We start from the raw sequence: 24555 nt of genomic DNA, 5'->3' as shown, positions 1-24555 counted from the left end.
GCGATTAAAGGAATCATGATGGCTGAAGAAGCAAGTTTAGAAATCGAAGAAACCGGTAAAAGTAAAAAGAAACTAATAATAATCATAGTAGCTGTACTACTTATTGCAGGTGGTGCTGCGGGTTACTTTTTTATGTCAGGTTCGGATGCGCCAGTTGAAACCTTAGATGAAGAGACTGCGATGTCGACTGATGCTGCTCCTGCAGCTTCTGGTTCATCAGCAGAAGTTGGTAGTGCTTTATATGTTGCTATGCCACGCCCATTTGTATTTAACGTGCCTGGCTCAAGTCGCGATAGAATTGTACAAATTAAAGTACAATTATTAGTACGTGGCGAAGTAAATGAAGAAACAGCCAAAAAACATATTCCACTAATAGAAGGGACGCTATTAAGCGTGTTTTCTACTACAACAGCTGATGAATTAAGTACGAGCTCTGGTAAAGAAACACTTCGTTTTTCTGCACTTGAAAAGGTACAAAAAGCCTTAATGGATGTTGAAGGCAGTAAAGTAATTGAGCGGGTATTGTTTACCGGCTTTGTGATGCAATAAGGGGTTAGCGTGAGCGATTTATTATCCCAAGACGAAATTGATGCGCTATTACATGGCGTTGATGACGTTGAAGAGGAAGATATACACGAAGGTGAAGATGGCGGGGGAAGTACGCTTCAGTACGATTTTTCTTCGCAAGATCGGATCGTACGTGGTCGTATGCCGACGCTGGAAATTGTTAACGAACGCTTTGCTCGTCATATGCGAATTAGCCTATTTAATATGATGCGTCGCACCGCAGAGGTGTCTATTAACGGCGTGCAAATGATTAAGTTTGGCGAATATATTCATACTTTATTTGTTCCAACCAGTTTAAATATGGTCCGTTTTAGGCCTTTAAAAGGCACTGGCCTGATTACCATGGAAGCACGACTTGTGTTTATTTTGGTAGATAACTTTTTTGGTGGTGACGGGCGTTATCATGCAAAGATAGAGGGCCGAGAATTTACCCCAACAGAGCGCCGGATTGTACAAATGCTCCTTAAAATAATCTTTGAAGATTATAAAGAAGCATGGGCACCGGTTATGGATGTATCGTTTGAATATCTCGATTCAGAAGTAAACCCAGCTATGGCGAATATTGTAAGTCCAACAGAGGTTGTGGTTATTAGCTCTTTTCATATTGAGCTTGATGGCGGTGGCGGCGATTTTCATATTGCACTTCCGTATTCGATGCTTGAGCCAATCCGAGAGCTTTTAGATGCGGGTGTTCAATCTGATACAGAGGATACCGACTTACGTTGGAGCAAAGCACTTCGCGATGAAATAATGGATGTTGAGGTTGATATGTCGACTCAGTTACTTGAAGTTGATTTGACCTTAAAGCAAATTATGGAATTAAAAGCAGGTGATATTATTCCGGTTGAAATGCCTGAGCATATAACCGTATTTGTTGAGGAACTCCCTACATTTAGAGCCAAGATGGGTCGCTCTCGCGATAATGTTGCGCTTCAAATTAGTGAAAAAATTAAACGACCTGATTCAGTTAAATCTGAGCTGCATGTGTTTACCAAAGGCGGCAAGAAAATTGACTCAGATGCAGAATTAGCAGAACTAGAAGATGATTTACACCTCTCTGACGGTGTAGACTTAGACTGGTAATTGATTAAAAGGTTAAAAGTATGAGCGATGATCAAGACACAATGGATGAATGGGCAGCAGCATTAGCAGAAGCCGAAGGCCCAGATGATAGTGGCGAAGCACATGTTGCAGAGCTTGATGAGTTAAGTGATTCAAAACATGAAATGAGTGGTGATGAAAAACGAAAACTCGACACTATTTTAGATATCCCCGTTACTATTTCAATGGAAGTAGGGCGCTCTAAAATCAACATTCGTAACTTACTGCAACTTAATCAAGGCTCTGTTGTTGAGCTTGACCGTGTTGCGGGTGAGCCGCTAGACGTGCTAGTTAATGGTACTTTAATCGCTCATGGCGAAGTAGTTGTAGTAAACGACAAATTTGGTATTCGCTTAACTGACGTGATAAGCCAAGTAGAGCGGATCAAAAAATTACGATGAGCTTATTAGTTGCTTTAACGACTACCGTTTTTTCAAAAGCAGATGTGGCAACACCCACTGGGGATATACTCTCTATGGTGCTGTCGCTTGTAATGGTGCTAGTACTGATTATTGTACTGGCATTTTTTGTTAAAAAGCTTAACCCTAATTTAGCAAATAGTGATGAGTTTAAAGTAGTTAGAAGTCTACCTTTAGGTTCTCGCGAGCGTTTAATGGTTGTTGAGATAGATAATGCTCAGCATTTACTTGGTGTAACTCCCCACAGTATTAATTATTTACACAAGTTAGAAACCCCATTAAGTGAAAAAGAACTGCCTGAACTCGCTAAACGATTTGGTAAACTTTTAAACCCGCAATCAAACCAAAATAAAAAGAATTAAACCTATGACAAAGTGGCTGCTTATTATTTTTGCCATGGTGTTTGTACCAAATGTAAGTGCAGAAGGAATTGATGCCCTTACCATTACAACAAACGCTGATGGCACACAAGATTACTCAGTAACGTTACAAGTTTTAGCAATTATGACGGCGCTGAGTTTTATACCGGCCGCCATAATTATGATGACCTCTTTTACACGAATTATTGTTGTACTCGCCATTTTGCGCCAAGCAATTGGCTTACAGCAAACACCGTCAAACCAAGTGTTATTAGGTATGTCACTTTTTTTAAGTATTTTTATAATGGCGCCTATTTATCAGCAGGTAAACGAGCGAGCTATAGAGCCTTACTTAAATGAGCAGGTTACATCAGTAGAGGCTTTAGAGCTTGCTAAAGAGCCAATGAAAGCATTTATGCTTTCACAGGTGCGTTTAAAAGATTTAGAAACGTTCGCTAAAATTGCTGGTTACGATCAGCTAAATTCGCCACAAGATACGCCATTAATAGTGTTAATACCGGCCTTTGTAACCAGCGAACTGCAAACGGCATTTATAATTGGGTTTATGTTTTTTATCCCATTTTTAATTGTTGATTTAGTGGTCGCTTCGGTATTAATGGCGATGGGTATGATGATGCTTTCCCCCATGATAGTGTCCTTACCGTTTAAAATTATGCTGTTTGTACTTGTTGATGGTTGGAGCTTAGTGATGGGGACTCTAGCTAAAAGCTTTGGTTTAGGGACTTAGTATGCAAAGCATTAACATGACCCAACAATAGGAGTACAACATGGAACCGGAAATTTTTGTTGATATTCTAAGTGACGCGCTGTTTTTAGTTATTAAATTGGTGTCTGCAATCGTTGTCCCAGGCCTAATTATTGGTTTAGTGGTTGCTGTGTTTCAGGCGGCAACATCAATCAATGAACAAACGTTGAGCTTTTTACCTCGTTTATTAATTACCATTAGTGCGCTAATTGTAGGTGGGCACTGGCTTACTCAAGAACTGATGGATTTTTTTACTCGCCTAGTATTACTTATTCCTGAAATTGCAGGTTAAACGTGGAATACCCCTTTGCTGTCGTTATTCAATGGTTGAGCGATTTTTTGCTGCCCCTGGTACGCATTAGCTCAATGATTATGATTATGGCTGGTTTAGGGGCTAAAAATGTCCCTACGCGTATAAAAATGGGTTTATCAGTTGTTGTAACTTTTCTTGTTGTTCCTGTTCTGCCGCCAGCTACATTCACTAATTTATTTTCGTTTGAGATGATTTTAGTCGTTATTCAACAAATGCTGATTGGTGTTGCTATTGGTTTTGCATCTATACTTTTATTAAATACCTTTGTTTTAGCAGGGCAAATACTTGCGATGCAAACCGGTTTAGGTTTTGCTTCGGTTATTGACCCCTCTAATGGCGCAAGCGTCCCAGCGGTTGGCCAGTTTTTCCTTATTTTGGCCACCTTGTTATTTTTTGCTTTTAACGGTCATTTAATGATGATTCAAATGGTGGTGCATAGCTTTCAAGTGCTACCCATTGATGGCACATGGTGGTCTGTAGATCATTACTGGGACATAGTGACTTGGGGCGGCTGGATGTTTACTACAGCACTGGTACTCTCACTTGCACCGCTTACCGCAATGCTCGTTATTAATATGTCGTTTGGGATTATGACGCGTGCAGCGCCGCAATTAAATATTTTCTCTATTGGTTTTCCGTTTACCTTGGTAGCGGGACTTATTATTATTTGGGCAACACTAGGTAACTTTGTTACTCAGTTTGAGTTTCAATGGTTAAAAATGGTTGAGCTAATGTGTACTTTAGTTGGTTGCTCACCTTAGGAGAAAGTCATGTCTGAAGACTCAGGACAAGAAAAAACAGAAGAACCGACATCCAAAAAGCTTGAAGAATCTAAAAAGAAAGGCCAAATAGCACGCTCAAAAGAGTTAGGTACCATGTTTGTGCTTATTTTTTCGGCTATATCGCTTTTGATGTATGGTCCTGAAATTGGTAAAGGTTTATACAATGTAATGGGCCGAACCCTTAGCTTAAACCGCAACGAAGCCTTTGATACCACTAAAATGTTTGCCGTGTGGGGAGAGGTTGCAGACGCGTTGATGTTTCCTATGGCTATGTTTGTGTTAATTATTGTTTTGGCCGCATTTATTGGTAATACGTTACTCGGTGGTTTTAACTTTAGCTGGGAAGCTGCTGCACCTAAAGCAAGTAAAATGTCGCCAATGAAGGGCTTTAAGCGGATGTTTGGCCCACAAGCGGCTATTGAGCTTGTAAAGTCACTTTTAAAATTTGGTTTAGTAGCAAGTTTTGCAGTGTTTTTAATTAATACTTATTTTGATGAAATACTGCATTTAAGTTTAGAAAGTGCGCCGGGTAATATTATTCATGCCTTAGAGATTTTAGGGTGGATGTTTTTAGGCCTTTCGTGCACTTTAATTGTTATTGCCGCCATTGATGCACCATTTCAAAGTTACAACCATAACAAACAACTTAAAATGACAATGCAAGAAATTAAAGATGAGTATAAAAACTCTGAAGGTGACCCACAAATAAAAGCGCGCATTAGGCAAACACAAAGGCAAATGTCGCAAAACCGCATGATGCAAGATGTTCCTGACGCTGATGTTATTGTTACCAACCCAACTCACTACTCTGTAGCATTAAAATACGACACGGAGCGCGCAGGTGCGCCTATAGTGCTTGCTAAAGGCATTGATGAAATGGCGATGCAAATTCGAAAAGTAGCAATAGGGAATGAAGTACCTATATTAGAATCCCCCATGTTGACCCGAGCGCTTTATCATACGGCTGAAGTAGGAGAGCAAATACCCGATCAGCTATTTACCGCAGTAGCGCAAGTTTTAGCGTATGTATTTCAGCTTAAGCGCTTTAATAAAGGGCGCGGTAAACGTCCAACTAAGCTCAATAAAAAGCTGCCAATCCCCGATGCCTACAAGTATTAAACCGTTAACTGAGTAACTTGGAATAGTTATTGCAAATTCTACGTAGTGTCAATTTTTTGAAATTGTAGAATTATGAGTTTTAAAGCGGTATTACAACAACTTAACAGAGACAAAAAAGACTATGCCAAAGGGGTAGGTACACCTTTGCTTGTGCTTGCTGCCTTGGGAATGGTGATTTTACCACTACCGCCATTTTTACTCGATATCCTTTTCTCGTTTAATATTGCTCTCGCGTTAGTGGTTTTACTTGTAACTGTTTACACGATGAAACCAGTTGAATTTGGTATTTTCCCCTCTGTATTACTAATCGCTACAATTATGCGCTTAGCACTTAACGTTGCCAGTACTCGAGTTGTGTTACTTGAAGGCCATAATGGTGGTGACTCTGCCGGTAAAGTAATTGAAGCGTTTGGCTCAGTTGTTATTGGTGGTAACTACGCAGTTGGTTTGGTTGTGTTTTTAATCCTGATCATTATTAACTTTGTAGTAATTACTAAAGGTGCTGGTCGTATTTCTGAGGTATCTGCGCGTTTCACCCTTGATGCAATGCCAGGTAAACAAATGGCAATTGACGCCGATTTGAACGCAGGCTTTATCAGCGCAGAACAAGCGCGTGACCGCCGCGAGGAAGTAACTCGCGAAGCTGATTTTTACGGCTCAATGGATGGTGCGAGTAAATTTGTAAAAGGTGATGCGATTGCAGGTATTGTTATACTAATCATCAATATTGTTGGTGGTTTATTTGTCGGTATGATCCAGCACAATTTGAGTTTTGGCAATGCAATGGAAGTATATACATTACTTACCATTGGCGATGGCTTAGTTGCTCAACTCCCTTCTTTACTGCTTTCAATTGGTACCGCGATTGTTGTAACACGCCAAAATGAGTCGCTCAATATGGGGGACCAATTTAAGAAACAACTAGGCAACGAAAAGTCACTCTTTATTGCATCTGGTATTTTGATCATCATGGGCTTAGTGCCTGGTATGCCGCATATTGCTTTTTTAAGTTTAGGTGCGTTACTGGGTTACTTAGCTTACTACACACAGCAAAGTAAATTAAAAGCTGCTGCGGCAGAAGCTGAAGAGGCCGCTAATGGCGGAAGCGTTGCAACGGGTGTTGCTAATAAACAAGAACAAAAAGAACTAGGCTGGGATGACGTTCAGCAGGTTGATGTAATTGGCTTAGAAGTCGGTTATAGATTAATTCCGTTAGTGGACCAATCACAAGGTGGTGAGCTACTTAATCGTATTAAGGGGGTGCGTAAAAAGCTTTCTCAAGAGCTTGGTTTTTTAGTGCCGCCAGTACATATACGCGACAACTTAGAGCTTGACCCTAACGCTTACAGAATAACACTAATGGGGGTTTCAACCGGTGAAAGCGAGCTTAAGCATGGCGACGAGCTAGCGATTAACCCAGGACAAGTATTTGGTCCAATTAAAGGGGTTGAGACAAAAGATCCTGCGTTTGGCCTTGATGCAGTATGGATCAAGCCAGATCAAAAAGATGAAGCACAATCACTAGGTTATACCGTTGTAGATTCAGCCACGGTAGTTGCCACTCATATTAGCCAGTTATTAACTAACAGTGCAGCGTTATTACTAGGGCATGAAGAAGTTCAAAACCTACTTGATATGCTTGCTAAAAGCCATCCTCGCTTAGTGGAAGGACTAGTACCTGATGTATTGCCATTAACTGCTATTGTAAAAGTACTACAAAATTTATTAAATGAAGGCGTGGCTATTCGCGATATGCGCTCAATTGTTCAAACCCTTGTTGAGTATGGCCCACGTAGTCAAGACCCTGATGTATTAACGGCTGCAGTGCGTATTTCACTGCGTAGATTAATTGTTCAAGATGCGGTGGGAATGTCATCAGAAATCCCTGTCATAACCTTGGCGCCTGAGTTGGAACAGATGTTGCATCAGTCATTACAAAATGCAGGCGATGAAGGTGCCGGTATTGAGCCAGGACTTGCAGAGCGACTTCAAGTGTCATTGACACAAGCGCATCAAAATCAAGAAATGGCCGGCGAACCTTCTATACTGCTAACGTCAGGAATGTTACGCACTGTGTTATCTCGTTTTGTTAAGTACACCATTCCAGGATTGAGAGTGATGTCTTATCAAGAGGTACCAGACGAAAGACAGATCAAAATTGTAAGCTCGGTAGGCCAACAATAAGATTTTAACAGGGGTTGAATCATGAAAATTAAACGTTTTTTTGCTAAAGATATGCGCACAGCACTTAAAGAAGTTAAAGATGAGTTAGGTGTTGATGCGGTTATTATGTCAAATAAAAAACTGGCTAACGGTGTAGAAATTGTAGCGGCAGTTGATTATGACAAAGCAGCCCCTAAAGTAGCAGCGCAACCACAACGCCCTGCAGAGCCGCGTACTCAGGCGCCACAACAAAGCATCCATAACTTTGTAAAACCAGAGCCACAGCGTGCCAAGCCTGAGCCTCAGGCAAAAGTTGCTGACAGCCTACAAGCATTATTAGAGCGTCAATCACCGCGTCCTCGTTCTCCTGAGCTTGCATCAATGTTTTCACAATCGGGTATTGATACTACTGATAACTATCAAGAACCAGATATGGGGCAGCGTACTAAAAATATGTTTGCTCCTGAAGCTGCTGCGCCAGTTCGTCCACAAACTCAAGCGGATAGCTTAGGTTTTGATGATTTAGACCGCGACTTTGATGATTTAGATAGCCCCGTAACCACTCGCCAACAAGCACCTAATAATGAAAGCGAAGAAATGACAACAATGCGTGAAGAAATGAACGCAATTCGTCAATTACTTGAGCACCAAGTATCAGGCTTGATGCAGCAAGATATGGCGCGTCGCGATCCAACACGCGCTTGTATGGTTGACCGTTTAGTCGGTATGGGTATCGATAAAGAAGTAGCACAGCAAATGGCATGTTTTATACCTGATGATGTGTCTCGTAAGCAAGGTTGGAAAGCATTGTTAACTATGGTCGAAGATCAAATGCAAACAACCAATAATGAAATACTTCGCCAAGGTGGTGTATATGCGTTAGTGGGTCCAACAGGTGTGGGTAAAACAACGACTGTTGCTAAGCTTGCAGCTCTAGGCGCACAAAAATATGGTGCCGATAAAGTGGCGTTAATAACCACTGATACATACAGAATTGGTGCTTATGAACAACTTGCAACATATGGTCGTATTATTGGTTGTGGTGTTAAGCAAGTTAAAGATGCTAATGAATTAGCTGAAGTTTTATATCATTTACGAAATAAACGTCTAGTATTAATTGACACAGCAGGTATGAGCCAGCGAGATTTACGTTTAACTGAGCAATTAAACACATTAATGCGTAACCAACGTGTAGATATTCGCAGCTACTTAGTACTTAGCGCGACAGCACAAATTAATGTATTGCAAGAAACTGTACGCCACTTTAAAAAAGTACAGTTAAGTGGCTGTATTTTCACTAAGTTAGACGAATCATTAAGTTTGGGCGAGATTATTAGTATTGCGATTCAAAATCGCCTTCCAATAGGGTATCTTACTAATGGTCAACGAGTACCAGAGGATATTCGTGTTGCAAATGCTGAGAAACTAGTTAAAAAGGCTGAGCAATTATATTTAAAAAGAACAAAAGCACAACATTCAAGGCACCAAGCAGTGGCGTCAAGCACAGTAGGGATGTATGATTAACACAGTATTAGATCAAGCAAGCGGCCTGCGCAAAATGAGTCAAAACAATAACAACGGCGTAAAAGTTATCGCTGTAACCGGTGGTAAAGGTGGAGTAGGGAAAACAAATGTTTCTCTAAATACAGCTATTGCACTTGGGCAGCAAGGTAATCGAGTATTAGTGTTGGATGCTGACTTGGGTTTAGCAAACTGTGATGTGATGCTTGGTTTACGTGTAGAGCGTAACTTGTCACATGTCTTGTCTGGTGAATGTGAGCTTGATGAAATTTTAGTTGAAGGCCCTGCAGGAATTAAAATTGTACCCGCTACATCGGGTTCGCAAAGTATGGTTGAATTATCACCATCTGAGCATGCTGGGCTAATTCGTGCGTTTAGCGAATTGAATACCGAATTTGATATTTTAATTGTAGATACAGCTGCTGGTATTTCAGACATGGTACTGAGCTTCTCGCGTGCAGCGCAAGATGTAATGGTTGTTGTATGCGATGAGCCGACATCAATCACCGACGCTTACGCACTTATTAAAGTATTAAGTCGTGAGCACGGCGTTTATAAATTTAAAATTGTTGCCAATATGGTGCGCAGTATGCGTGAAGGCACTGAATTGTTTGCAAAGCTATCTAAAGTTACCGACCGCTTTTTAGATGTATCAATGGAGCTAGTAGCAACGGTTCCTTATGATGAAAATATGCGCAAAGCAACACGTCGTCAAAAAGTAATAGTAGAGCTCTTTCCAAATTCGCCAGCCGCTCTTGCGTTTAAAACGCTGGCAACAAAAGCAGTTAAATGGCCAATACCCAACCAACCATCTGGGCATTTAGAGTTTTTCATTGAGAAACTAGTAAACGGTTAATTATGACAACACTGGTGAATAGAGCTATGGGATATCAATCAACACAAAATTTAAATGTGATTGTTGAGAAGCATGCATCACTTGTTAAAAAAGTGGCATGTCATCTAATTGCTCGATTACCACCTAGCGTTCAACTTGATGATTTAATTCAATCAGGAATGATAGGTTTAATAGAAGCTTCCAAAAACTTTGATGCAACAAAAGGCGCAAGCTTTGAAACTTTTGCAGGTATTCGTATTCGCGGTGCTATGCTTGATGAAATGCGCCGTGGTGATTGGGCTCCTCGTTCAGTTCACCGTAAAAACAGGCAAGTTGCAGAAGCAATTACTGAGCTCGAAAGTAGTCTGAACCGCGAACCAACGGATATAGAAGTTGCTGAAAAACTTGAAATTTCGCTCAATGAGTACCATCATATTTTAAATGATGCGAATACGAGTAAAATATTAGGTATTGAAGACCTTGGTGTAGATGAGGATGTTATTACTCCTGTAGGCCAAGATTTAGCACAAGATAAACCTTTTAATAATGTTAAAAATGATAGGTTTAATGAGTCTTTGCTAAGTGCAATTAAGTCATTACCAGAGCGTGATGCAATGGTGCTTTCTTTGTACTACAACGATGAAATGAATTTAAAAGAAATAGGACATATACTCGATGTAAGTGAATCGCGTGTAAGTCAGATACATGGTCAGGCGATGATTAAGCTTAAAGCTAAAATCAATGACTGGATAAATTAGTAGTAAGTAAACAAAGGTTAATACCTCACTGGGGGATGTTTTGGATAAAAACATGAAAATTCTTGTAGTTGATGATTTTTCAACGATGAGACGCATTATAAAAAACCTGTTACGTGACTTAGGTTTCACTAACGTTCAAGAAGCTGATGATGGGTCTACAGCTTTGCCTATGTTGCAAAATCAAGTGTTTGATTTTGTAGTTACGGATTGGAATATGCCTGGAATGCAGGGTATTGATCTTTTAAGAGCAATACGTGCAGACGAGAAGTTAAAACATATCCCTGTATTAATGGTAACGGCAGAAGCTAAAAAAGAACAAATAATAGCTGCGGCGCAAGCTGGCGTGAATGGTTATATTGTTAAGCCATTTACGGCTGGAACATTAAAAACTAAATTAGAAAAAGTATTTGAACGCTTAGGCTAATGATGGGGGAGAGGCTTATGCCAGCACCAGCTGCGCCTCAAATAACGTTAGAACAAGCTCGTCAGCTCGTTGTTTTTTTAGAAAATGATGAGCAAGACAAAGCAAATCAGTTGATTTTAGAGGCTGCATCTAAAGAGCAGTCTGAATTATTTGCTGAAGTTGGAAAGTTGACTCGTCAACTGCACGAAGCCCTTAAAAGTTTTGAGCTTGATACTCGCTTAACTGATATAACGACAGATGCGATTCCAGATGCTAAAAAGCGGCTTAATTATGTTATAGAAATGACAGAAAATGCGGCTAATAAAACAATGGATGCAGTGGAGGCCAGTTTACCTATAGCTCAACAGTTAGCGGACGAAATATCTCATATCAAACCGACATGGGATCGTTTAATGAGCCGCGAAATTGAGCTTGGTGAGTTTAAGCAACTTTGCCATAGCATCGATAAGTTTATGAACAACTCTCATCATAAGACTGATGAGCTTCAAAACTTAATGACAAATGTATTAATGGCTCAAGACTATCAAGACTTAACAGGTCAAGTTATTCGCCGTGTTATTGAACTTGTTAGGGAAGTAGAAGAAAGTTTACTTCATCTTTTAACTGCGTTTGCTGAACAAGACGACACTAACAGCACCGCGAATAAAGTAGAACAACAAAAAATAAAAGAACCAGTTGCCACACAAACTTTAGCAGGTCCTGAAGGCCCTATTATTGATAAAGAATCGCGTAATGATGTTGTATCTGATCAAGATGAAGTTGATGATCTTTTATCAAGTTTGGGCTTCTAAGAGGAGAGTAACTGCATGTTTGAAGTCGATGAAGATATTTTACAAGACTTTCTTGTAGAGGCTGGAGAAATCCTAGAGCTTTTATCTGAACAGTTAGTTGAGCTGGAAAATAATCCAGAAGATACCGAGTTACTAAACGCTATATTTAGAGGTTTTCACACTGTAAAAGGTGGTGCAGGCTTTTTAGCTATGACAGAACTTGTTGATGCTTGTCACGGTGCTGAAAACGTATTTGATTTACTACGTCAAGGCGTGCGAACAGTCAACTCAGAGTTAATGGATGTTATTTTACAAGCACTAGACACCATTAATGAGATGTTTGCGACTATCCAAAACAGAGACAAGCCTGAACCTGCAGATCCTGAATTACTTCATACTCTTCATATCTTAGGTCTACCTCCAACAGAAGCCGAAGCCACTGAAGCCTCTTCACAAACAGAGGTTGAACAACCTCATAATGAAGTGGTGGATACACCGGTAGCTGATGATGAAGATCCGTTTGCATTTGATGAACTATTTAGCGGAGCGCCTTCGGTTAGCGATGCTGAAATAGATGAAATCACTGAAGACGAATTTGAAAGCTTACTTGATGAGCTGCACGGTAAAGGACAAGGTCCTGCAGTTGAAAAACCAGTAGCAAGTAGTAGTGATTTTAGTGGTGATATTACTGATGATGAATTTGACAGCTTATTAGACGAGTTACATGGTGTTGGCAGTTTTGGTGAAGTTACGAGCAAACCTGAACAAAATGATGCCAATAAAACACCTGTAGAATCTGCTATACCAGCTGTAAATACAGTTAATTCATCAGATGATGAAATTAGTGATGACGAATTTGAAGCGCTTCTTGATGAACTTCATGGTAAAGGCACTGCTCCTAAATCGATAGAAAGTGCGCCAGCTGCAAAACAACCTGAACCTGTTTCACCGCCAGCTAAACAAGTGAGTGAACCAGTAAAAAAAGCTGAGCCAGCTAAAGCTCCTACTCCAAAACCAGTTGAAAAAGCGCCAGAGAAGCCAGCAGCTAAAGCACCACCAGCAGCAGCTCCAAAAAAATCAGCGCCACCAGCTGCAGAAACCACTGTTCGCGTAGATACAAAACGACTCGATCAAATTATGAATATGGTTGGTGAGTTAGTTCTTGTACGAAATCGTTTGGTTAGTTTAGCGACTAACTCAGACAGTGAAGCGATGGGTAAAGCAATCTCTAACTTAGATGTAGTGACTGCGGATATTCAAGGTGCGGTTATGCAGACGCGAATGCAACCAATTAAGAAGGTATTTGGTCGCTTCCCTCGCGTTGTACGCGACTTAGCACGTAGCTTAAATAAAGATATTGATTTAAAACTTATTGGTGAAGAAACCGATCTAGATAAAAACTTAGTTGAAGCACTTGCCGACCCGCTTGTGCATTTAGTTAGAAACTCAGTTGACCATGGTATTGAAATGCCCGCTGTTCGTGAAGCAGCTGGTAAGCCTAGAACAGGTAATGTTACTTTATCAGCGTCTCAAGAGGGCGACCATATTTTGCTAACCATCAAAGATGATGGTGCAGGTATGGATGCTGAAAAACTGAAAAAAATTGCAATTAGTAAAGGCGTACTCGATCATGACCAAGCGAGTCGACTTTCTGACACCGAAGCATATAACCTGATTTTTGCACCTGGCTTTTCTACAAAAGAAGAAATATCTGATATTTCAGGCCGTGGTGTAGGAATGGACGTAGTTAAAACTAAGATCACGCAACTCAATGGCTCAGTAAGCATTCAGTCTGAACTTGGTGTCGGTACTATTTTAGAAATAAAAGTACCACTTACCTTGGCTATATTACCGACATTAATGGTCGTTGTTGGCGCACAAACATTTGCGTTACCACTGGCTGGTGTTAGTGAGATATTCAATTTAGATTTAACGAAGACGAATGTAGTTGATGGGCAATTAACAATTATTGTGCGTAAAAAGGCGATACCGTTATTTTACCTTGAGCATTGGTTAGTAAAAGGCTCAGATCGTTCTCAGCGAAAATCTAAAGGTCACGTCGTTATTGTACAAATTGGTACGCAACAAATTGGTTTTGTTGTTGATTCATTAATTGGCCAAGAAGAAGTAGTGATTAAGCCACTTGATGCGTTACTTCAAGGAACACCAGGTATGGCAGGGGCTACAATAACTTCGGATGGTGGCATTGCACTGATTTTAGACGTTCCAAACATGTTAAAACATTACGCAGGCTAATAATAAAGTAGGTATATATTTAATATATACCTACGCATAAATTTAATAAGAGAGCTAAATGGCCGTTAAAGTTTTAGTTGTTGATGATTCAAGCTTTTTTCGCCGTAGAGTAAGCGAAATCCTTGAGCAAGATAGCGATATACAAGTTATAGGCTTTGCTGTTAATGGCAGAGAGGCTGTTGAGAAAGCAGCTCAATTGCGTCCTGACATGATCACCATGGATGTCGAAATGCCTGTGCTTGATGGTATTAGCGCAGTTAAAGAGATAATGGCGAGTAACCCAACTCCTATCTTAATGTTTTCATCACTTACACGTGATGGTGCAACAGCAACGTTTGATGCGTTAGATGCTGGCGCAATGGATTTTTTACCGAAAAAATTTGAAGATATTGCACGCAATAATGAAGATGCAATTAAGCTTTTGCAAAGTAAAGTAAAAGATATAGGGCGAAGACGTTTACCGCGAACATTTAGAGCGGCAACACCAGTTAAACCATCCATTTCAACTAAACCAACAAGTTCACTTTCGCAAAGAGCAAGCACATCAACAACTCAAATCAAGCAGCCTGATAGAAGCTTTCAAAGAGCTGCGCCTGCTGCATCGACAAGTTCAAATGTTGCCTCAATGCGAGCAAGTGGAAAACAATATCAACTTTTAGCTATTGGTACTTCTACAGGTGGTCCTGTTGCTCTGCAAACTATATTGACTCAATTGCCTGCTAATTTTCCTCACCCTATTTTACTTATTCAGCACATGCCCGCTGCATTTACACCTGCGTTTGCAGCGCGCTTAAACGGTTTGTGCCAAATAAAAGTGAAAGAAGCACAACAAGGCGATCGCTTACAACCAGGAACTGCTTATTTAGCGCCTGGCGGGCAGCAGATGATGGTAGAGGGGCGTGGAGCAAATAGAACGCTGCGCGTATTTGAAGATCATAGCGAGAGAATAAGTTATAAACCAAGCGTAGATGTAACGTTTGCTAGTGCAGCTAAAACGTATCAAGGCGATGTACTTGCTATTGTTTTAACAGGTATGGGCGCTGATGGTCGTGATGGTGCAAGAATGTTAAAACAAACGGGGGCAACTATTTGGGCACAGGATGAGAAAAGCTGTGTCGTTTATGGAATGCCCCAAGCAATTGCTAATGCGGGGCTTTCAAGTGAAAGCTTAGCATTGAGCGATGTTGCAGCACGTATAATGAGAGAGGTAGGTTGTGGATAAACTCTCAATATTTGGACTATTGGTAGCACTTAGTGCAATAGGTCTAGGTTATTCTTTAGAAGGCGGTGTTGTTTCAGCTTTATTTAATGGCCCTGCGCTTATTATTGTACTAGGTGGCACGCTTGGCGCTGTTATGTTGCAAACCTCTGCTAGCACATTCAAAAAAATGCTAAATATGAGCTCGTGGGTTTTTGTTGCACCACAATACGATATTGAAGACGCAATAGAGCAAGTTAAACGATGGTCTCATAAAGCACGTCAAGAAGGTTACTTAGCGCTTGAGAATGAAGCTTTAGCTCACCCAGATGCGTATGCAGCAAAAGGTTTAAGCTTACTTGTCGATGGCTGCTCAGAGCAAAAACTACGAGACACGCTTGAAATTGATTTACTGCTAGAACGCGATCGTTTGCTTGAAGCCGCGCGTGTTTATGAAGCAATGGGGGGTTACAGCCCTACCATTGGTATTTTAGGTGCGGTGCTTGGCTTAATACAGGCAATGTCGTTTATTACCGATCCACAAATGCTTGGCGCCGGCGTTGCAACGGCATTTATTGCGACCATTTATGGTGTTGGTTTAGCTAATTTATTGTTTTTACCTATGGCAAATAAGTTAAAACAGCGTGTAGAGCAAAAAATGCTTTACCATGAAATGCTTGCTGAAGGCGTTATTGCAATAAGCATAGGTGAAAGCCCAGTAAATATAGAATTAAAGCTTGAAGCCTATCGTGTAGAGCGCCCTAATTTAGTGGACGAATAACATGTTACGCCGACGACTTCGTCACTCTGCTGCTAAAAGTCAACATACCGAACGTTGGCTTGTATCGTATGCCGATTACATGACTATTATGTTTGCTTTTTTTGTGGTTCTGTATGCGATAGCGATTAATAAAGAAGAACAATTCCAAATATTGTCAGATTCCCTTGAACAGGTTTTTGATAAGTCAGCTCGCCAATACTCCCAGCAAGGTGAAGGTGTCAACGGTAATGGAATATTGACAGATAGAGTGACACCTGAACAAGAAGTTCTTTATGGCGAAAGTATATTAAAAGAAGAGCAAGGTCCTGAGCTACTCGACGGCCAAAGTGATACAAGCAACATCCAGCAAAAGTATTTAGGCAAACCTCTTGATAGTTTATTAATTAAATTACAGTCAGCGCTTATTGATGAAATCCGTGATGGAGAAGCCAGTTTAGAGCTTAACCAAGATTGGCTGATTATAGAGCTAAGCTCAGGTATGTTATTTTCAAGCGGTAGTTCAGTTGCACACTCTCGAGCAAAGCAGGTCGTCAAGATTGTTAAAGATATTATTGCACCAGTAGATAACTATGTAAGAGTACGAGGTTATACTGATGATGAAAGTATTCGTAATGAGATATTTCGTTCGAACTGGGAACTGTCGGTAGCTAGAGCCACGTCAATTTTAGTAGAGCTGGAAGCACTAGGCATTAATTCAGCTAGAATGGCGATAGAAGGTTATGGCCAATATTCACCTTTTGCAAGTAACGATACAGAACAAGGGCGCGCAGAAAATCGTAAAGTTGTTATCGCACTTTCTAAGTATGGATTACCGCCAAAACAAGAGGTTAAAAGTGACGGGCAAGCTGATGAGCCTGCAGTGATTGAACCTGAAATTGAACTTCCTTCAGATGACGATACAATAAAAGTAATTCGTTTGCCTCATGGTGGTATTCGCATAACAACGCGCAATGAACAGTAATTAGGATGTAATGTGAAGATTTGGACTGTCGCTAATCAAAAAGGAGGGGTTGGTAAAACAACAACCGCAGTGAGCCTTGCCGGTATTTTGGCATTACAAGGTAAACGTGTGTTGCTTATAGATACAGACCCTCATGCGTCACTCACTTATTACTTTGGCATTGACTCAGAGGATTTAGAAGTTAGTGTGTACGATATTTTTGCCCGTGGTACAAGTATGCAAAGTGAAGAGATACTCCAAGCTTTGTGTCCATCAACACTTCAAAACCTGGATATTTTACCTGCGACTATGGCAATAGCTACGCTTGATCGAAGTATGGGTAATAAAACAGGGATGGGGTTAATACTAAAAAAAGCGCTTGCAAAAATTAGCGAACATTACGATTATGCCATTTTAGATTGCCCTCCAGTTTTAGGGGTGTTAATGGTCAATGCGCTTGCAGCAAGTGAGCGAATTTTAGTGCCAGTGCAAACGGAGTTTTTAGCACTCAAAGGGCTTGATAGAATGATGCGTACTATGGATTTGATGCAATCCTCTCAAGCAAAAGATTATCAATATACTATAATTCCTACCATGTACGACAAACGTACTAAAGCATCGTTAGAAGCATACAAAACATTGCAAAGTACATATGGTGATAAAGTTTGGCCAGGTGTGATACCGGTGGATACCAAATTTAGAGATGCAAGCTTTGCACAAAAAGTACCTGTAGAGTATTGTCCTCGCTCGCGCGGTGTATACGCATATAAAGCACTGCTAGAATATTTAATTGAACAAGGTTAATGAATGAGTAAGCAATTGTTTGCTAATGAAAAAGTAATGAAACAATACCTTGGGGCTTTGTTATGTGAAGATGAGCCTGTAGATAACCTTGAGCCAGTTGCAAAATTACTTGAGCAAATCCCAGATGATTCACAACAGCATATTCATTCAAAACCTAAAGAACAATTAAAAGCAGCAGAGAGTACATTTGATAATGACTTGCTCAATGTTGAAATTGAGCCAATAGCTGAGCCAGCGTTTGAAACTGAAAAAGTTAATGAAGTGGTTGACGAGGAAGTAATAGCACCTGCAATTACTACTATAGAAAAGCCAGAGCTGGAGATTGTAACTACTAGCCAATCAGACTATTTTGATGGTGAATTTCAGGCATTGTTTTTTGAAGTTGCTGGCTTGACCTTGGCTGTGCCATTAAAAGCACTTGGTGGAATACATCAATTAGGTGAAGTAAATCATTTGTTTGGTAAGCCGAAATGGTTTAAAGGCGTTATGCTCAACAGAGAAGAAAAGCTTAATGTTGTTGATACTGCGCGTTGGGTTATGCCAGAAAAATATGATGATAAATTAGAGGCGTCTTTAGATTATCAATATTTGATTACACTAGGTGATAGCCAGTGGGGTTTATTAGCTGAAAAGTTGATAAATAACATTACATTGAGTAAAGAAGATGTAAAATGGCGTACAAACAAAAGCAAGCGCCCATGGCTTGCTGGCGTTATAAAAGAAAAAATGTGTGCTTTGATAGACGTAGATAATTTAAATATATTATTAGAGAAAGGCTTAGATAGCCGTCAGTAGTAATGACCATTACGGGGTAATAGCATGAATCAAGATAAATTACTGTCAGCAAATAAAAACGCAGATAATAACGATGAAATTTTACAGTGGGTTACGTTTAAGCTAGAGGAAGAAACCTACGGCGTAAATGTAATGCAAGTACAAGAAATACTTCGTTATACAGAGATAGCTCCTGTACCAGGTGCACCTTCATATGTGATTGGTATTATTAACTTACGCGGCAACGTTGTTACCGTTATTGATACTCGTGCACGTTTTGGTTTGCTAGCTGCTGATGCAACTGACAACTCTCGCATCTTAATTATTGAAGCAGAAGAGCAAGTTATTGGTATTTTAGCCGACAGCGTATCGGAAGTGGTTTACTTGCGCAGCTCTGAAATCGACAGTGCGCCAAATGTTGGTACTGAAGAAAGCGCTAAGTTTATTCAAGGTGTTTGTAACCGCGATAATGAATTACTGATTTTGGTTGATTTAAATAAGTTACTCAGTGATGACGAATGGGATGAGTTAAGCGATATATAAGCTTTACCAAATAAATTATGGTGTTACTTAGTATAGCTATATCAGCGTTAGCGGTAGGACTTATATCGCTGGCGTTAATTATTGCATTAAAAAATAAACACGCGAATGAAATTAATGCTGTATCGCAGCAGCTTAAAGATAGCTCTGAGCAGACTCATATTTTGCGCAGTGAAATTTCGGAGATTAGAACCGGGCTCTTAAGTATTGGTAAGCGAGTGCTTGAAGTCGAACAACAAAACCAAGATTTAATGCAACAGCAAGCGGCGCAAAAATACGATGACCCTGATGCTAAAATTTACTCTCGTGCTGTAAAAATGGTTGAGTTAGGTGCAGACCTTGATGAAGTAATACGCGAGTGCGAACTACCACGAGCAGAAGCCGAATTACTATTTTCATTACATAAACAAAAAGGTGCTTAGCGCCTTTTTTTATGTGCGGATAAATTGGCTCAAGCCTTAATATTTAACTTACCTTGAAAATCCTGCCAACCTGGCGGAAATTGACCTCTTAATACATACGAAAACGCAATAAGCTCTGCAATAACATAATAAAGCTCTTTAGGAATTTCTTCTCCTAACTCTAAATGCGACAACGTTTTAGCAAGTGCTGCATCTTCGTGGATCATAATTCCTTTTAGTTTAGCCGCTGCTATTATTTCATCAGCTAATTCACCAAATCCCTTAACACTTACAGTCGGTGTGTTACCAGCTTCGTACAAAAGCCCAATGGCTGATTTATTAATCGGTGTTTCACTCATAGCTAAACCTTAATATTAATAATTGCGTGAGATTTATAGAATGCCTGATTGTTGGCATCGCCTCTCTTTAAGTTGAGCTCGCCAACTTGTAAGCCATGTTTAGCTAGTTTTGATCTTAAATTATCTAAGTGAGGATGAGCAATTGCACTTACTTCTTGGCTCGAGGCTAATAGCTGGCAATCGAGTGCTTTATCCATTAACTCAGCAGTAATTTGTAGCTGCCCAAGTTGGGCATAATCAAAGTTTAATCTGACAAACCATACATTTTTATCTTCTAATTTACCGGCGCTTGGCTTTTTATACTGTCCAAGTGTTATTTCTGTTTGGGCTGCTTCTGGAGGTAATCTCATCGGTAATAAAAATTGTGCAAGCGGGTTTGTGTCTGGCTGTTGATTTGGTGTTGAGACACTTACTTGGGTAAGTGTGTTTTTAACGTGTACGATTTCGCTGGCCAAAGCTTGTACTTGAGCTTGTTGAAGCTGTTCAAGCATTTTTGCTCCCGTGTTACCCATTTTAAAAGTAGGTATAAGTACTTGTAAGAGAGCATCTAAGCCAGTTTGATTATTAAAACTGATAGGCGTTGCTGATTGGTTAATGAGAGGCGCAGCTAAAATACTCACAGCCACCTGTTCAAGCCCTTTAGTGAAACTACTTTGCAGCATATCACCCGCTAGTTGAGTGGGCTGTAAAGTAGCAAGTATCTCACGCTGTATGGTTGCAGGGTTTATGTTATTACTTGAAACCATACGGTTAAATGCTTGATTAATTAAGCGAGTTAAATCAGGGGTGTCTTTTATTGCCTTATCTGTAATATCAGTAATTTGACTGCTTAAAAGTTGTTTATTGTAAGCCAGCCTATCTGTAGGGGTTGTGGCATCAGGAAGCTTTAATAATGTACTTAATAGTTTTGCTTCTATTGGTTGTAGCATTTGACTACGAGAGGGCGCATTAGATAACGGCTCAGTTAACAAGGTAATGCTTTTAGTGTTCACTGTGCTTGTGTTGTTTTGATTATTATCGTTTATTGCAAGCTGTGCTGAGGAGGTGGTAAGTCCCTTAGTGACTACTTCATTGGTAGGGTTAACCAAGGCGTTCGGTTTACTGTTTTCACTAGTAATAAGGGGTTTTAATTGGCTTGCTTTTAAATCACTTAGCTTAGCGCTCGCCACTTCACCTGAGGTAGTATTATTTGTTATTGGCGTGTAGGTTGTTGCTGTGTTTGCAGGTGTTTGCCAAACACTAACACTTCCTTTTACTAGTTGCGTTAATTGTACAATCGGCGGGAGCCTTGAAAAGTGCTCTGGCAAAATATTGCTCGTATTGTTATTTAACGCAGTACTCACACTTTGAGTAATGTTAACTCTATTTAGCGGTGATTCACTCAGTTGTATAGCTAAAGACGTTTTTTGTTGCGCGGGCGAAGTTGATAGCTGCGTTAACTCAGATTTACTTATTGTAGCAAAAGGTTTATTTTCAAAATATTTAACCGCATCATTAATTCGCGTTTTTAAATCACTAAAACTATTTTGTAGCCACGATTTTATTGGACTATTTAGGGTCAATAATGGATTTACTTTAATATTACTCGCAGAAACGGCTACTTCAGGTGCATTGCTTTTTTGCGCTAAAAGTAACTCGTTAAATGGTTTAGAGAATGAGTTGTTAAGCGTTACTTTTATATTGTTTGTATCGGTTTTAATAAATAATTTATCTGCCTGGTTTACTAAATTCACTTTAATAGGTGTATTAGGTAGCTCGGCAAGTTGTTGATTAGTAATAGGTGTTGTAAATGAACCTGACTTTTGAGGATGAGTTAAAATAGCCAGTTTTGGTGTTACTTGAAGCTGCGCACTGGGTAATAAGGCCGCGAGTAAATTAGTAAGTTTAGTTTGGCTAAGTGGTTGCGAGTGAACCGTATCAGCAAAGCGGTTAATAATATTAATCTGTGCGCCTTTATTAGTCGTACTAACAACTACTTTTAAAGGCTGTTCTGTTGTAAGTAACTGGGCTACGTCTTTATTTATGGCAATACTTGCGTTGAGTTTATCAATAACTAACTTGGGAGAAGGGGATACAGCAACTTGTACATCCATTGGTTGGCTTTGTACCTCAGTGCCCGTGCTTACATAATTTAACAAGCGCTGCAATTGTACTGGCTGATTTAAAGTAAGGGTTGTACTGTTTGGCGAGATGTTGAGCTGCTTACCATCAGGGCTGATCTGTATGTTAGCACTGACTATTTTTTGCAGGTTTTGTGGTGCGCTTGTAGTGCCAAGCCTTAATGTTTGCCAATGCTTATCAATAAATACATCAAGCGTAATCGAGTCTTTCGAAAATTGGATGTTTTTAGCCGCAAGTACCTCACTAGGTAACTGTGGTAACTCATTGGTCTGGCTGTGAGCAGATTGATTGATAACCAATGAGTTAGATAATGTTATTTGCGTTGGTGTATTCATTATTTTAAATCAAGTTTTTGTTAATCGATTATAAAGCAATATTCGTATTACCCTATCATTATGGTAGACTAACGCCTAATTTTTGGCAGAGAGAATCGTCATCTTGTTACACATTAAGTCCGTCACCTGCATCAAGCAAGATCGTTGTTTGTTTGCGGATCTTAATTTTAGCCTTAATAGCGGTCAAATCATGCAATTAGCGGGTCCTAATGGGGCTGGTAAAACATCGCTACTGCGTATTATTGCTGGCTTTTCTGTGCCTGATGAAGGGTCTGTTCTGTTCCAAGATCAACCTATATCTAAGTACTATGAAGAGTATGCCAGAGAGCTGCTTTTTATAGGGCATAAAACAGGTGTAAGTACTCAGCTTAGTGCAGTTGAAAATGTTCGCCACTGGTTACAAATTAATGGCTACATAAATGAGCCTGATTTATATCCTATTTTAGCGCAACTTGGCCTTGTTGGACTTGAAGATGTACCCGTTAGAATGCTATCTGCTGGACAACAAAGACGTGTAGCGCTTGTTAGGCTTTGGTTAAGTGATGCTAAATTATGGGTACTTGATGAGCCATTTACCGCGCTTGATAAAAGCGGTGTCGCCTTTTTACAGCAGCGATTTACTGAACACTTACAAAGCGGTGGTGCCATTTTATTAACGACCCACCAAGACTTAACGACCCACTTTAGTAACTTACAAACGGTTACACTGGAGTATCGCCACTAATGACTCGTCAACACTCTTATTGGTTGCTATTTAGTGCGGTATTTACCAAAGATGTAAAACTTGCGTTTCGCCAGCGCGCCGAAATTGTAAATCCTATTTTATTCTTCTTAATTGTAATTTCATTATTTCCGTTAGCAATAGGGCCTGAGCCCGGTCTACTTGCGAGAATGGCGCCAGGTATTATTTGGGTTGCCGCATTACTCTCTACCATGTTGGGTTTAGATAAGTTGTTTAGGGATGATTTTAACGATGGCTCGTTGGAGCAGTTAATTGCATCCTCTTATCCATTATCGCTAACCGTACTTGCTAAAGTGGTTGCTCATTGGGTGGTGACAGGTTTACCGCTTGTATTAATGACCCCGCTATTTGCATTGTTGTTAAACCTAGAAAGTACGGCGTTAACAGCAACCGTTTTAACATTATTATTAGGCACACCATTATTGAGCTTTATTGGCGCAATAGGCGCTGGGCTTACTGTGGGATTACAAAAAGGGGGTATTTTGATGAGTTTACTCGTACTGCCTTTGTATATTCCTGTTTTGATTTTTGCAACGTCGGCTATCGATACCAGCACCATGTCGCTGGATTATAGTGGGCAGCTTGCCATCCTTGGTGCAATGTTACTTATTGCTATTATTAGCGCACCAATTGCCATATCGTCAGCTTTAAAAGTGAGTGTAAGTTAATGTGGAAGTGGTTACATCCCTATGCTAAAGCAGAGCGTGCATACCAGTTATGCAATACGTTACTGCCTTATTTTGCCGTAGTTACCGTAGTTAGTATGATTGTTGGATGGGTATGGGGGCTTGGTTTTGCACCTGCCGATTACCAACAAAAAGACAGCTACCGTATCATTTTTATTCATGTGCCTTCTGCCATTTTATCTATGGGTGCTTACTCCTCAATGGCCATTGCCGCCATTGTTGCACTTGTATGGCAGCTACGAAATGCCGAGCTTGCTGTTATTGCTATTGCGCCTGTTGGTGCATGTATTACTGCTATAGCGCTAATTACTGGCGCTGCTTGGGGCAAACCTATGTGGGGTGCTTGGTGGGTATGGGATGCACGTTTAACGTCTGAGCTTATTTTATTATTTTTATATCTTGGCGTGCTTTCGCTTTACCATGCATTTGAAGATAAGAAGTCAGCAGGGCGTGCGGCTTCTATTTTAGCAATTGTTGGCGTAATTAATTTACCTATTATTCATTACTCTGTTGAGTGGTGGAATACGTTACACCAAGGTGCAAGCATTACAAAGCTAGACACAAAAGCAATAGATCCAAGTATGTTTTGGCCTCTTATGGTTAATATTTTAGCCTTTGCTGCTTTTGTTGGAACAGTGACTTTAATTCGTCTTAAAAATGAAATTTTGCAACGAGAAAAGCACCGACCGTGGGTGCGCTCGTTGTTAAATAAGGGGTAATT

At 40.2% G+C, this 24555-nt stretch carries 27 protein-coding genes; 25 read left to right on the top strand and 2 right to left on the bottom strand.

The features are described 5' to 3' along the window. The first annotated feature begins 18 nt into the window (after positions 1-18). The 22 genes from fliL to H5092_RS00440 all read left to right on the top strand — a co-directional run bounded on the left by fliL (position 19) and on the right by H5092_RS00440 (position 19612). Positions 19-549, top strand: coding sequence for a flagellar basal body-associated protein FliL (gene fliL / locus H5092_RS00545; protein WP_002959335.1), 531 nt, complete (start codon positions 19-21; stop codon positions 547-549). A 9-nt stretch (positions 550-558) separates the two neighbouring features. Beyond that, positions 559-1650 (top strand): flagellar motor switch protein FliM, encoded by a 1092-nt coding sequence (fliM, locus tag H5092_RS00540; protein ID WP_002959334.1) that lies wholly within the window; start codon positions 559-561, stop codon positions 1648-1650. 20 nt (positions 1651-1670) lie between these two features. Beyond that, on the top strand, positions 1671-2069 hold the full coding sequence (gene fliN, locus H5092_RS00535; protein ID WP_002959332.1) for a flagellar motor switch protein FliN: 399 nt from the start codon (positions 1671-1673) through the stop codon (positions 2067-2069). Next, positions 2066-2449, top strand: coding sequence for a flagellar biosynthetic protein FliO (fliO, locus tag H5092_RS00530; protein WP_002959331.1), 384 nt, complete (start codon positions 2066-2068; stop codon positions 2447-2449). Before fliN ends, fliO begins: the two co-directional genes overlap by 4 nt. A gap of 4 nt (positions 2450-2453) precedes the next feature. Beyond that, entirely contained in the window at positions 2454-3194 is a 741-nt protein-coding gene (fliP, locus tag H5092_RS00525) for a flagellar type III secretion system pore protein FliP (RefSeq protein WP_002959327.1), read from the top strand. Between the two features lie 40 nt (positions 3195-3234). Next, entirely contained in the window at positions 3235-3504 is a 270-nt protein-coding gene (gene fliQ / locus H5092_RS00520) for a flagellar biosynthesis protein FliQ (RefSeq protein ID WP_002959325.1), read from the top strand. A 2-nt stretch (positions 3505-3506) separates the two neighbouring features. Continuing rightward, positions 3507-4286: a flagellar biosynthetic protein FliR gene (gene fliR, locus H5092_RS00515; protein ID WP_024596364.1), complete on the top strand. Its 780-nt coding sequence runs from the start codon at positions 3507-3509 to the stop codon at positions 4284-4286. 9 nt (positions 4287-4295) lie between these two features. Further along, positions 4296-5426, top strand: a complete 1131-nt coding sequence (flhB, locus tag H5092_RS00510; RefSeq protein ID WP_024596365.1) for a flagellar biosynthesis protein FlhB — start codon at positions 4296-4298, stop codon at positions 5424-5426. 72 nt (positions 5427-5498) lie between these two features. Then, positions 5499-7610 (top strand): flagellar biosynthesis protein FlhA, encoded by a 2112-nt coding sequence (flhA, locus tag H5092_RS00505; RefSeq protein WP_039484610.1) that lies wholly within the window; start codon positions 5499-5501, stop codon positions 7608-7610. A 21-nt stretch (positions 7611-7631) separates the two neighbouring features. After that, entirely contained in the window at positions 7632-9113 is a 1482-nt protein-coding gene (flhF, locus tag H5092_RS00500) for a flagellar biosynthesis protein FlhF (protein WP_182732711.1), read from the top strand. Further along, on the top strand, positions 9106-9966 hold the full coding sequence (locus tag H5092_RS00495; protein ID WP_002959312.1) for a MinD/ParA family protein: 861 nt from the start codon (positions 9106-9108) through the stop codon (positions 9964-9966). The genes flhF and H5092_RS00495 overlap by 8 nt, the downstream gene beginning before the upstream one ends. A gap of 26 nt (positions 9967-9992) precedes the next feature. Next, entirely contained in the window at positions 9993-10703 is a 711-nt protein-coding gene (locus H5092_RS00490) for an RNA polymerase sigma factor FliA (protein ID WP_002959310.1), read from the top strand. 40 nt (positions 10704-10743) lie between these two features. Beyond that, a complete protein-coding gene (gene cheY, locus H5092_RS00485) occupies positions 10744-11127 on the top strand; it encodes a chemotaxis response regulator CheY (RefSeq protein WP_004588308.1) in 384 nt (127 codons plus the stop codon). 17 nt (positions 11128-11144) lie between these two features. Further along, a complete protein-coding gene (locus tag H5092_RS00480) occupies positions 11145-11918 on the top strand; it encodes a protein phosphatase CheZ (RefSeq protein ID WP_024595388.1) in 774 nt (257 codons plus the stop codon). A gap of 15 nt (positions 11919-11933) precedes the next feature. Beyond that, complete coding sequence (locus H5092_RS00475) at positions 11934-14153, top strand: chemotaxis protein CheA (RefSeq protein ID WP_182732710.1); 2220 nt, start codon at positions 11934-11936, stop codon at positions 14151-14153. 58 nt (positions 14154-14211) lie between these two features. After that, positions 14212-15375, top strand: coding sequence for a chemotaxis response regulator protein-glutamate methylesterase (locus H5092_RS00470; RefSeq protein ID WP_182724514.1), 1164 nt, complete (start codon positions 14212-14214; stop codon positions 15373-15375). After that, positions 15368-16132 carry a flagellar motor protein gene (locus tag H5092_RS00465; RefSeq protein ID WP_024606204.1) on the top strand — a complete coding sequence of 255 codons (765 nt, stop codon included), beginning with the start codon at positions 15368-15370 and terminating at the stop codon, positions 16130-16132. Before H5092_RS00470 ends, H5092_RS00465 begins: the two co-directional genes overlap by 8 nt. Before the next feature lies 1 nt (position 16133). Beyond that, complete coding sequence (locus H5092_RS00460; protein WP_182721174.1) at positions 16134-17093, top strand: flagellar motor protein MotB; 960 nt, start codon at positions 16134-16136, stop codon at positions 17091-17093. A 12-nt stretch (positions 17094-17105) separates the two neighbouring features. Continuing rightward, entirely contained in the window at positions 17106-17876 is a 771-nt protein-coding gene (locus H5092_RS00455) for a ParA family protein (RefSeq protein ID WP_002959298.1), read from the top strand. Between the two features lie 3 nt (positions 17877-17879). Further along, positions 17880-18671, top strand: a complete 792-nt coding sequence (locus H5092_RS00450) for a chemotaxis protein CheW (protein WP_024595393.1) — start codon at positions 17880-17882, stop codon at positions 18669-18671. A gap of 24 nt (positions 18672-18695) precedes the next feature. After that, positions 18696-19193 (top strand): chemotaxis protein CheW, encoded by a 498-nt coding sequence (locus H5092_RS00445; RefSeq protein ID WP_002959294.1) that lies wholly within the window; start codon positions 18696-18698, stop codon positions 19191-19193. A 17-nt stretch (positions 19194-19210) separates the two neighbouring features. Next, the gene (locus H5092_RS00440) at positions 19211-19612 is read left to right on the top strand and encodes a DUF2802 domain-containing protein (protein WP_024595394.1); all 402 of its coding nucleotides are present in this window, start codon (positions 19211-19213) and stop codon (positions 19610-19612) included. 29 nt (positions 19613-19641) lie between these two features. Here the strand turns inward: H5092_RS00440 and H5092_RS00435 are convergent, their stop codons facing one another. After that, the gene (locus H5092_RS00435) at positions 19642-19950 is read right to left on the bottom strand and encodes an EscU/YscU/HrcU family type III secretion system export apparatus switch protein (RefSeq protein ID WP_138488715.1); all 309 of its coding nucleotides are present in this window, start codon (positions 19948-19950) and stop codon (positions 19642-19644) included. A gap of 2 nt (positions 19951-19952) precedes the next feature. Continuing rightward, on the bottom strand, positions 19953-22406 hold the full coding sequence (locus H5092_RS00430) for a flagellar hook-length control protein FliK (RefSeq protein WP_182732709.1): 2454 nt from the start codon (positions 22404-22406) through the stop codon (positions 19953-19955). Between the two features lie 103 nt (positions 22407-22509). Here H5092_RS00430 and ccmA point away from each other — a divergent pair, with 103 nt between their 5' ends. From ccmA to H5092_RS00415, 3 genes are read left to right on the top strand one after another with little or no spacing between them, the layout of a single operon-like run. After that, entirely contained in the window at positions 22510-23130 is a 621-nt protein-coding gene (gene ccmA, locus H5092_RS00425) for a cytochrome c biogenesis heme-transporting ATPase CcmA (RefSeq protein ID WP_152609331.1), read from the top strand. Next, positions 23130-23816 carry a heme exporter protein CcmB gene (ccmB, locus tag H5092_RS00420; protein ID WP_182732708.1) on the top strand — a complete coding sequence of 229 codons (687 nt, stop codon included), beginning with the start codon at positions 23130-23132 and terminating at the stop codon, positions 23814-23816. The genes ccmA and ccmB overlap by 1 nt, the downstream gene beginning before the upstream one ends. Next, a complete protein-coding gene (locus tag H5092_RS00415; RefSeq protein WP_002959285.1) occupies positions 23816-24553 on the top strand; it encodes a heme ABC transporter permease in 738 nt (245 codons plus the stop codon). Before ccmB ends, H5092_RS00415 begins: the two co-directional genes overlap by 1 nt. The last annotated feature ends 2 nt before the right edge of the window (positions 24554-24555 follow it).

Origin of the sequence: Pseudoalteromonas sp. SR41-7 (assembly GCF_014163935.1) — a bacterium.
GTDB classification, from domain to species: Bacteria; Pseudomonadota; Gammaproteobacteria; order Enterobacterales; family Alteromonadaceae; genus Pseudoalteromonas; species Pseudoalteromonas distincta.
The sequence above is the reverse complement of the archived record's forward strand: the minus strand, read 5'-3'. Positions and strand labels throughout refer to the sequence as shown.

Coding starts and splice junctions, on each gene's coding strand:
- flhF (WP_182732711.1), top strand. CDS start 7,632: ATGAAAATTAAACGTTTTTTTGCTAAAGATATGCGCACAGCACTTAAA.
- ccmB (WP_182732708.1), top strand. CDS start 23,130: ATGACTCGTCAACACTCTTATTGGTTGCTATTTAGTGCGGTATTTACC.
- H5092_RS00475 (WP_182732710.1), top strand. CDS start 11,934: ATGTTTGAAGTCGATGAAGATATTTTACAAGACTTTCTTGTAGAGGCT.
- fliN (WP_002959332.1), top strand. CDS start 1,671: ATGAGCGATGATCAAGACACAATGGATGAATGGGCAGCAGCATTAGCA.
- flhB (WP_024596365.1), top strand. CDS start 4,296: ATGTCTGAAGACTCAGGACAAGAAAAAACAGAAGAACCGACATCCAAA.
- fliL (WP_002959335.1), top strand. CDS start 19: ATGGCTGAAGAAGCAAGTTTAGAAATCGAAGAAACCGGTAAAAGTAAA.
- H5092_RS00435 (WP_138488715.1), bottom strand. CDS start 19,950: ATGAGTGAAACACCGATTAATAAATCAGCCATTGGGCTTTTGTACGAA.
- H5092_RS00445 (WP_002959294.1), top strand. CDS start 18,696: ATGAATCAAGATAAATTACTGTCAGCAAATAAAAACGCAGATAATAAC.
- H5092_RS00470 (WP_182724514.1), top strand. CDS start 14,212: ATGGCCGTTAAAGTTTTAGTTGTTGATGATTCAAGCTTTTTTCGCCGT.
- flhA (WP_039484610.1), top strand. CDS start 5,499: ATGAGTTTTAAAGCGGTATTACAACAACTTAACAGAGACAAAAAAGAC.
- H5092_RS00480 (WP_024595388.1), top strand. CDS start 11,145: ATGCCAGCACCAGCTGCGCCTCAAATAACGTTAGAACAAGCTCGTCAG.
- fliP (WP_002959327.1), top strand. CDS start 2,454: ATGACAAAGTGGCTGCTTATTATTTTTGCCATGGTGTTTGTACCAAAT.
- fliO (WP_002959331.1), top strand. CDS start 2,066: ATGAGCTTATTAGTTGCTTTAACGACTACCGTTTTTTCAAAAGCAGAT.
- H5092_RS00440 (WP_024595394.1), top strand. CDS start 19,211: ATGGTGTTACTTAGTATAGCTATATCAGCGTTAGCGGTAGGACTTATA.
- H5092_RS00460 (WP_182721174.1), top strand. CDS start 16,134: ATGTTACGCCGACGACTTCGTCACTCTGCTGCTAAAAGTCAACATACC.
- H5092_RS00495 (WP_002959312.1), top strand. CDS start 9,106: ATGATTAACACAGTATTAGATCAAGCAAGCGGCCTGCGCAAAATGAGT.
- H5092_RS00450 (WP_024595393.1), top strand. CDS start 17,880: ATGAGTAAGCAATTGTTTGCTAATGAAAAAGTAATGAAACAATACCTT.
- fliQ (WP_002959325.1), top strand. CDS start 3,235: ATGGAACCGGAAATTTTTGTTGATATTCTAAGTGACGCGCTGTTTTTA.
- H5092_RS00415 (WP_002959285.1), top strand. CDS start 23,816: ATGTGGAAGTGGTTACATCCCTATGCTAAAGCAGAGCGTGCATACCAG.
- H5092_RS00430 (WP_182732709.1), bottom strand. CDS start 22,406: ATGAATACACCAACGCAAATAACATTATCTAACTCATTGGTTATCAAT.
- H5092_RS00490 (WP_002959310.1), top strand. CDS start 9,993: ATGGGATATCAATCAACACAAAATTTAAATGTGATTGTTGAGAAGCAT.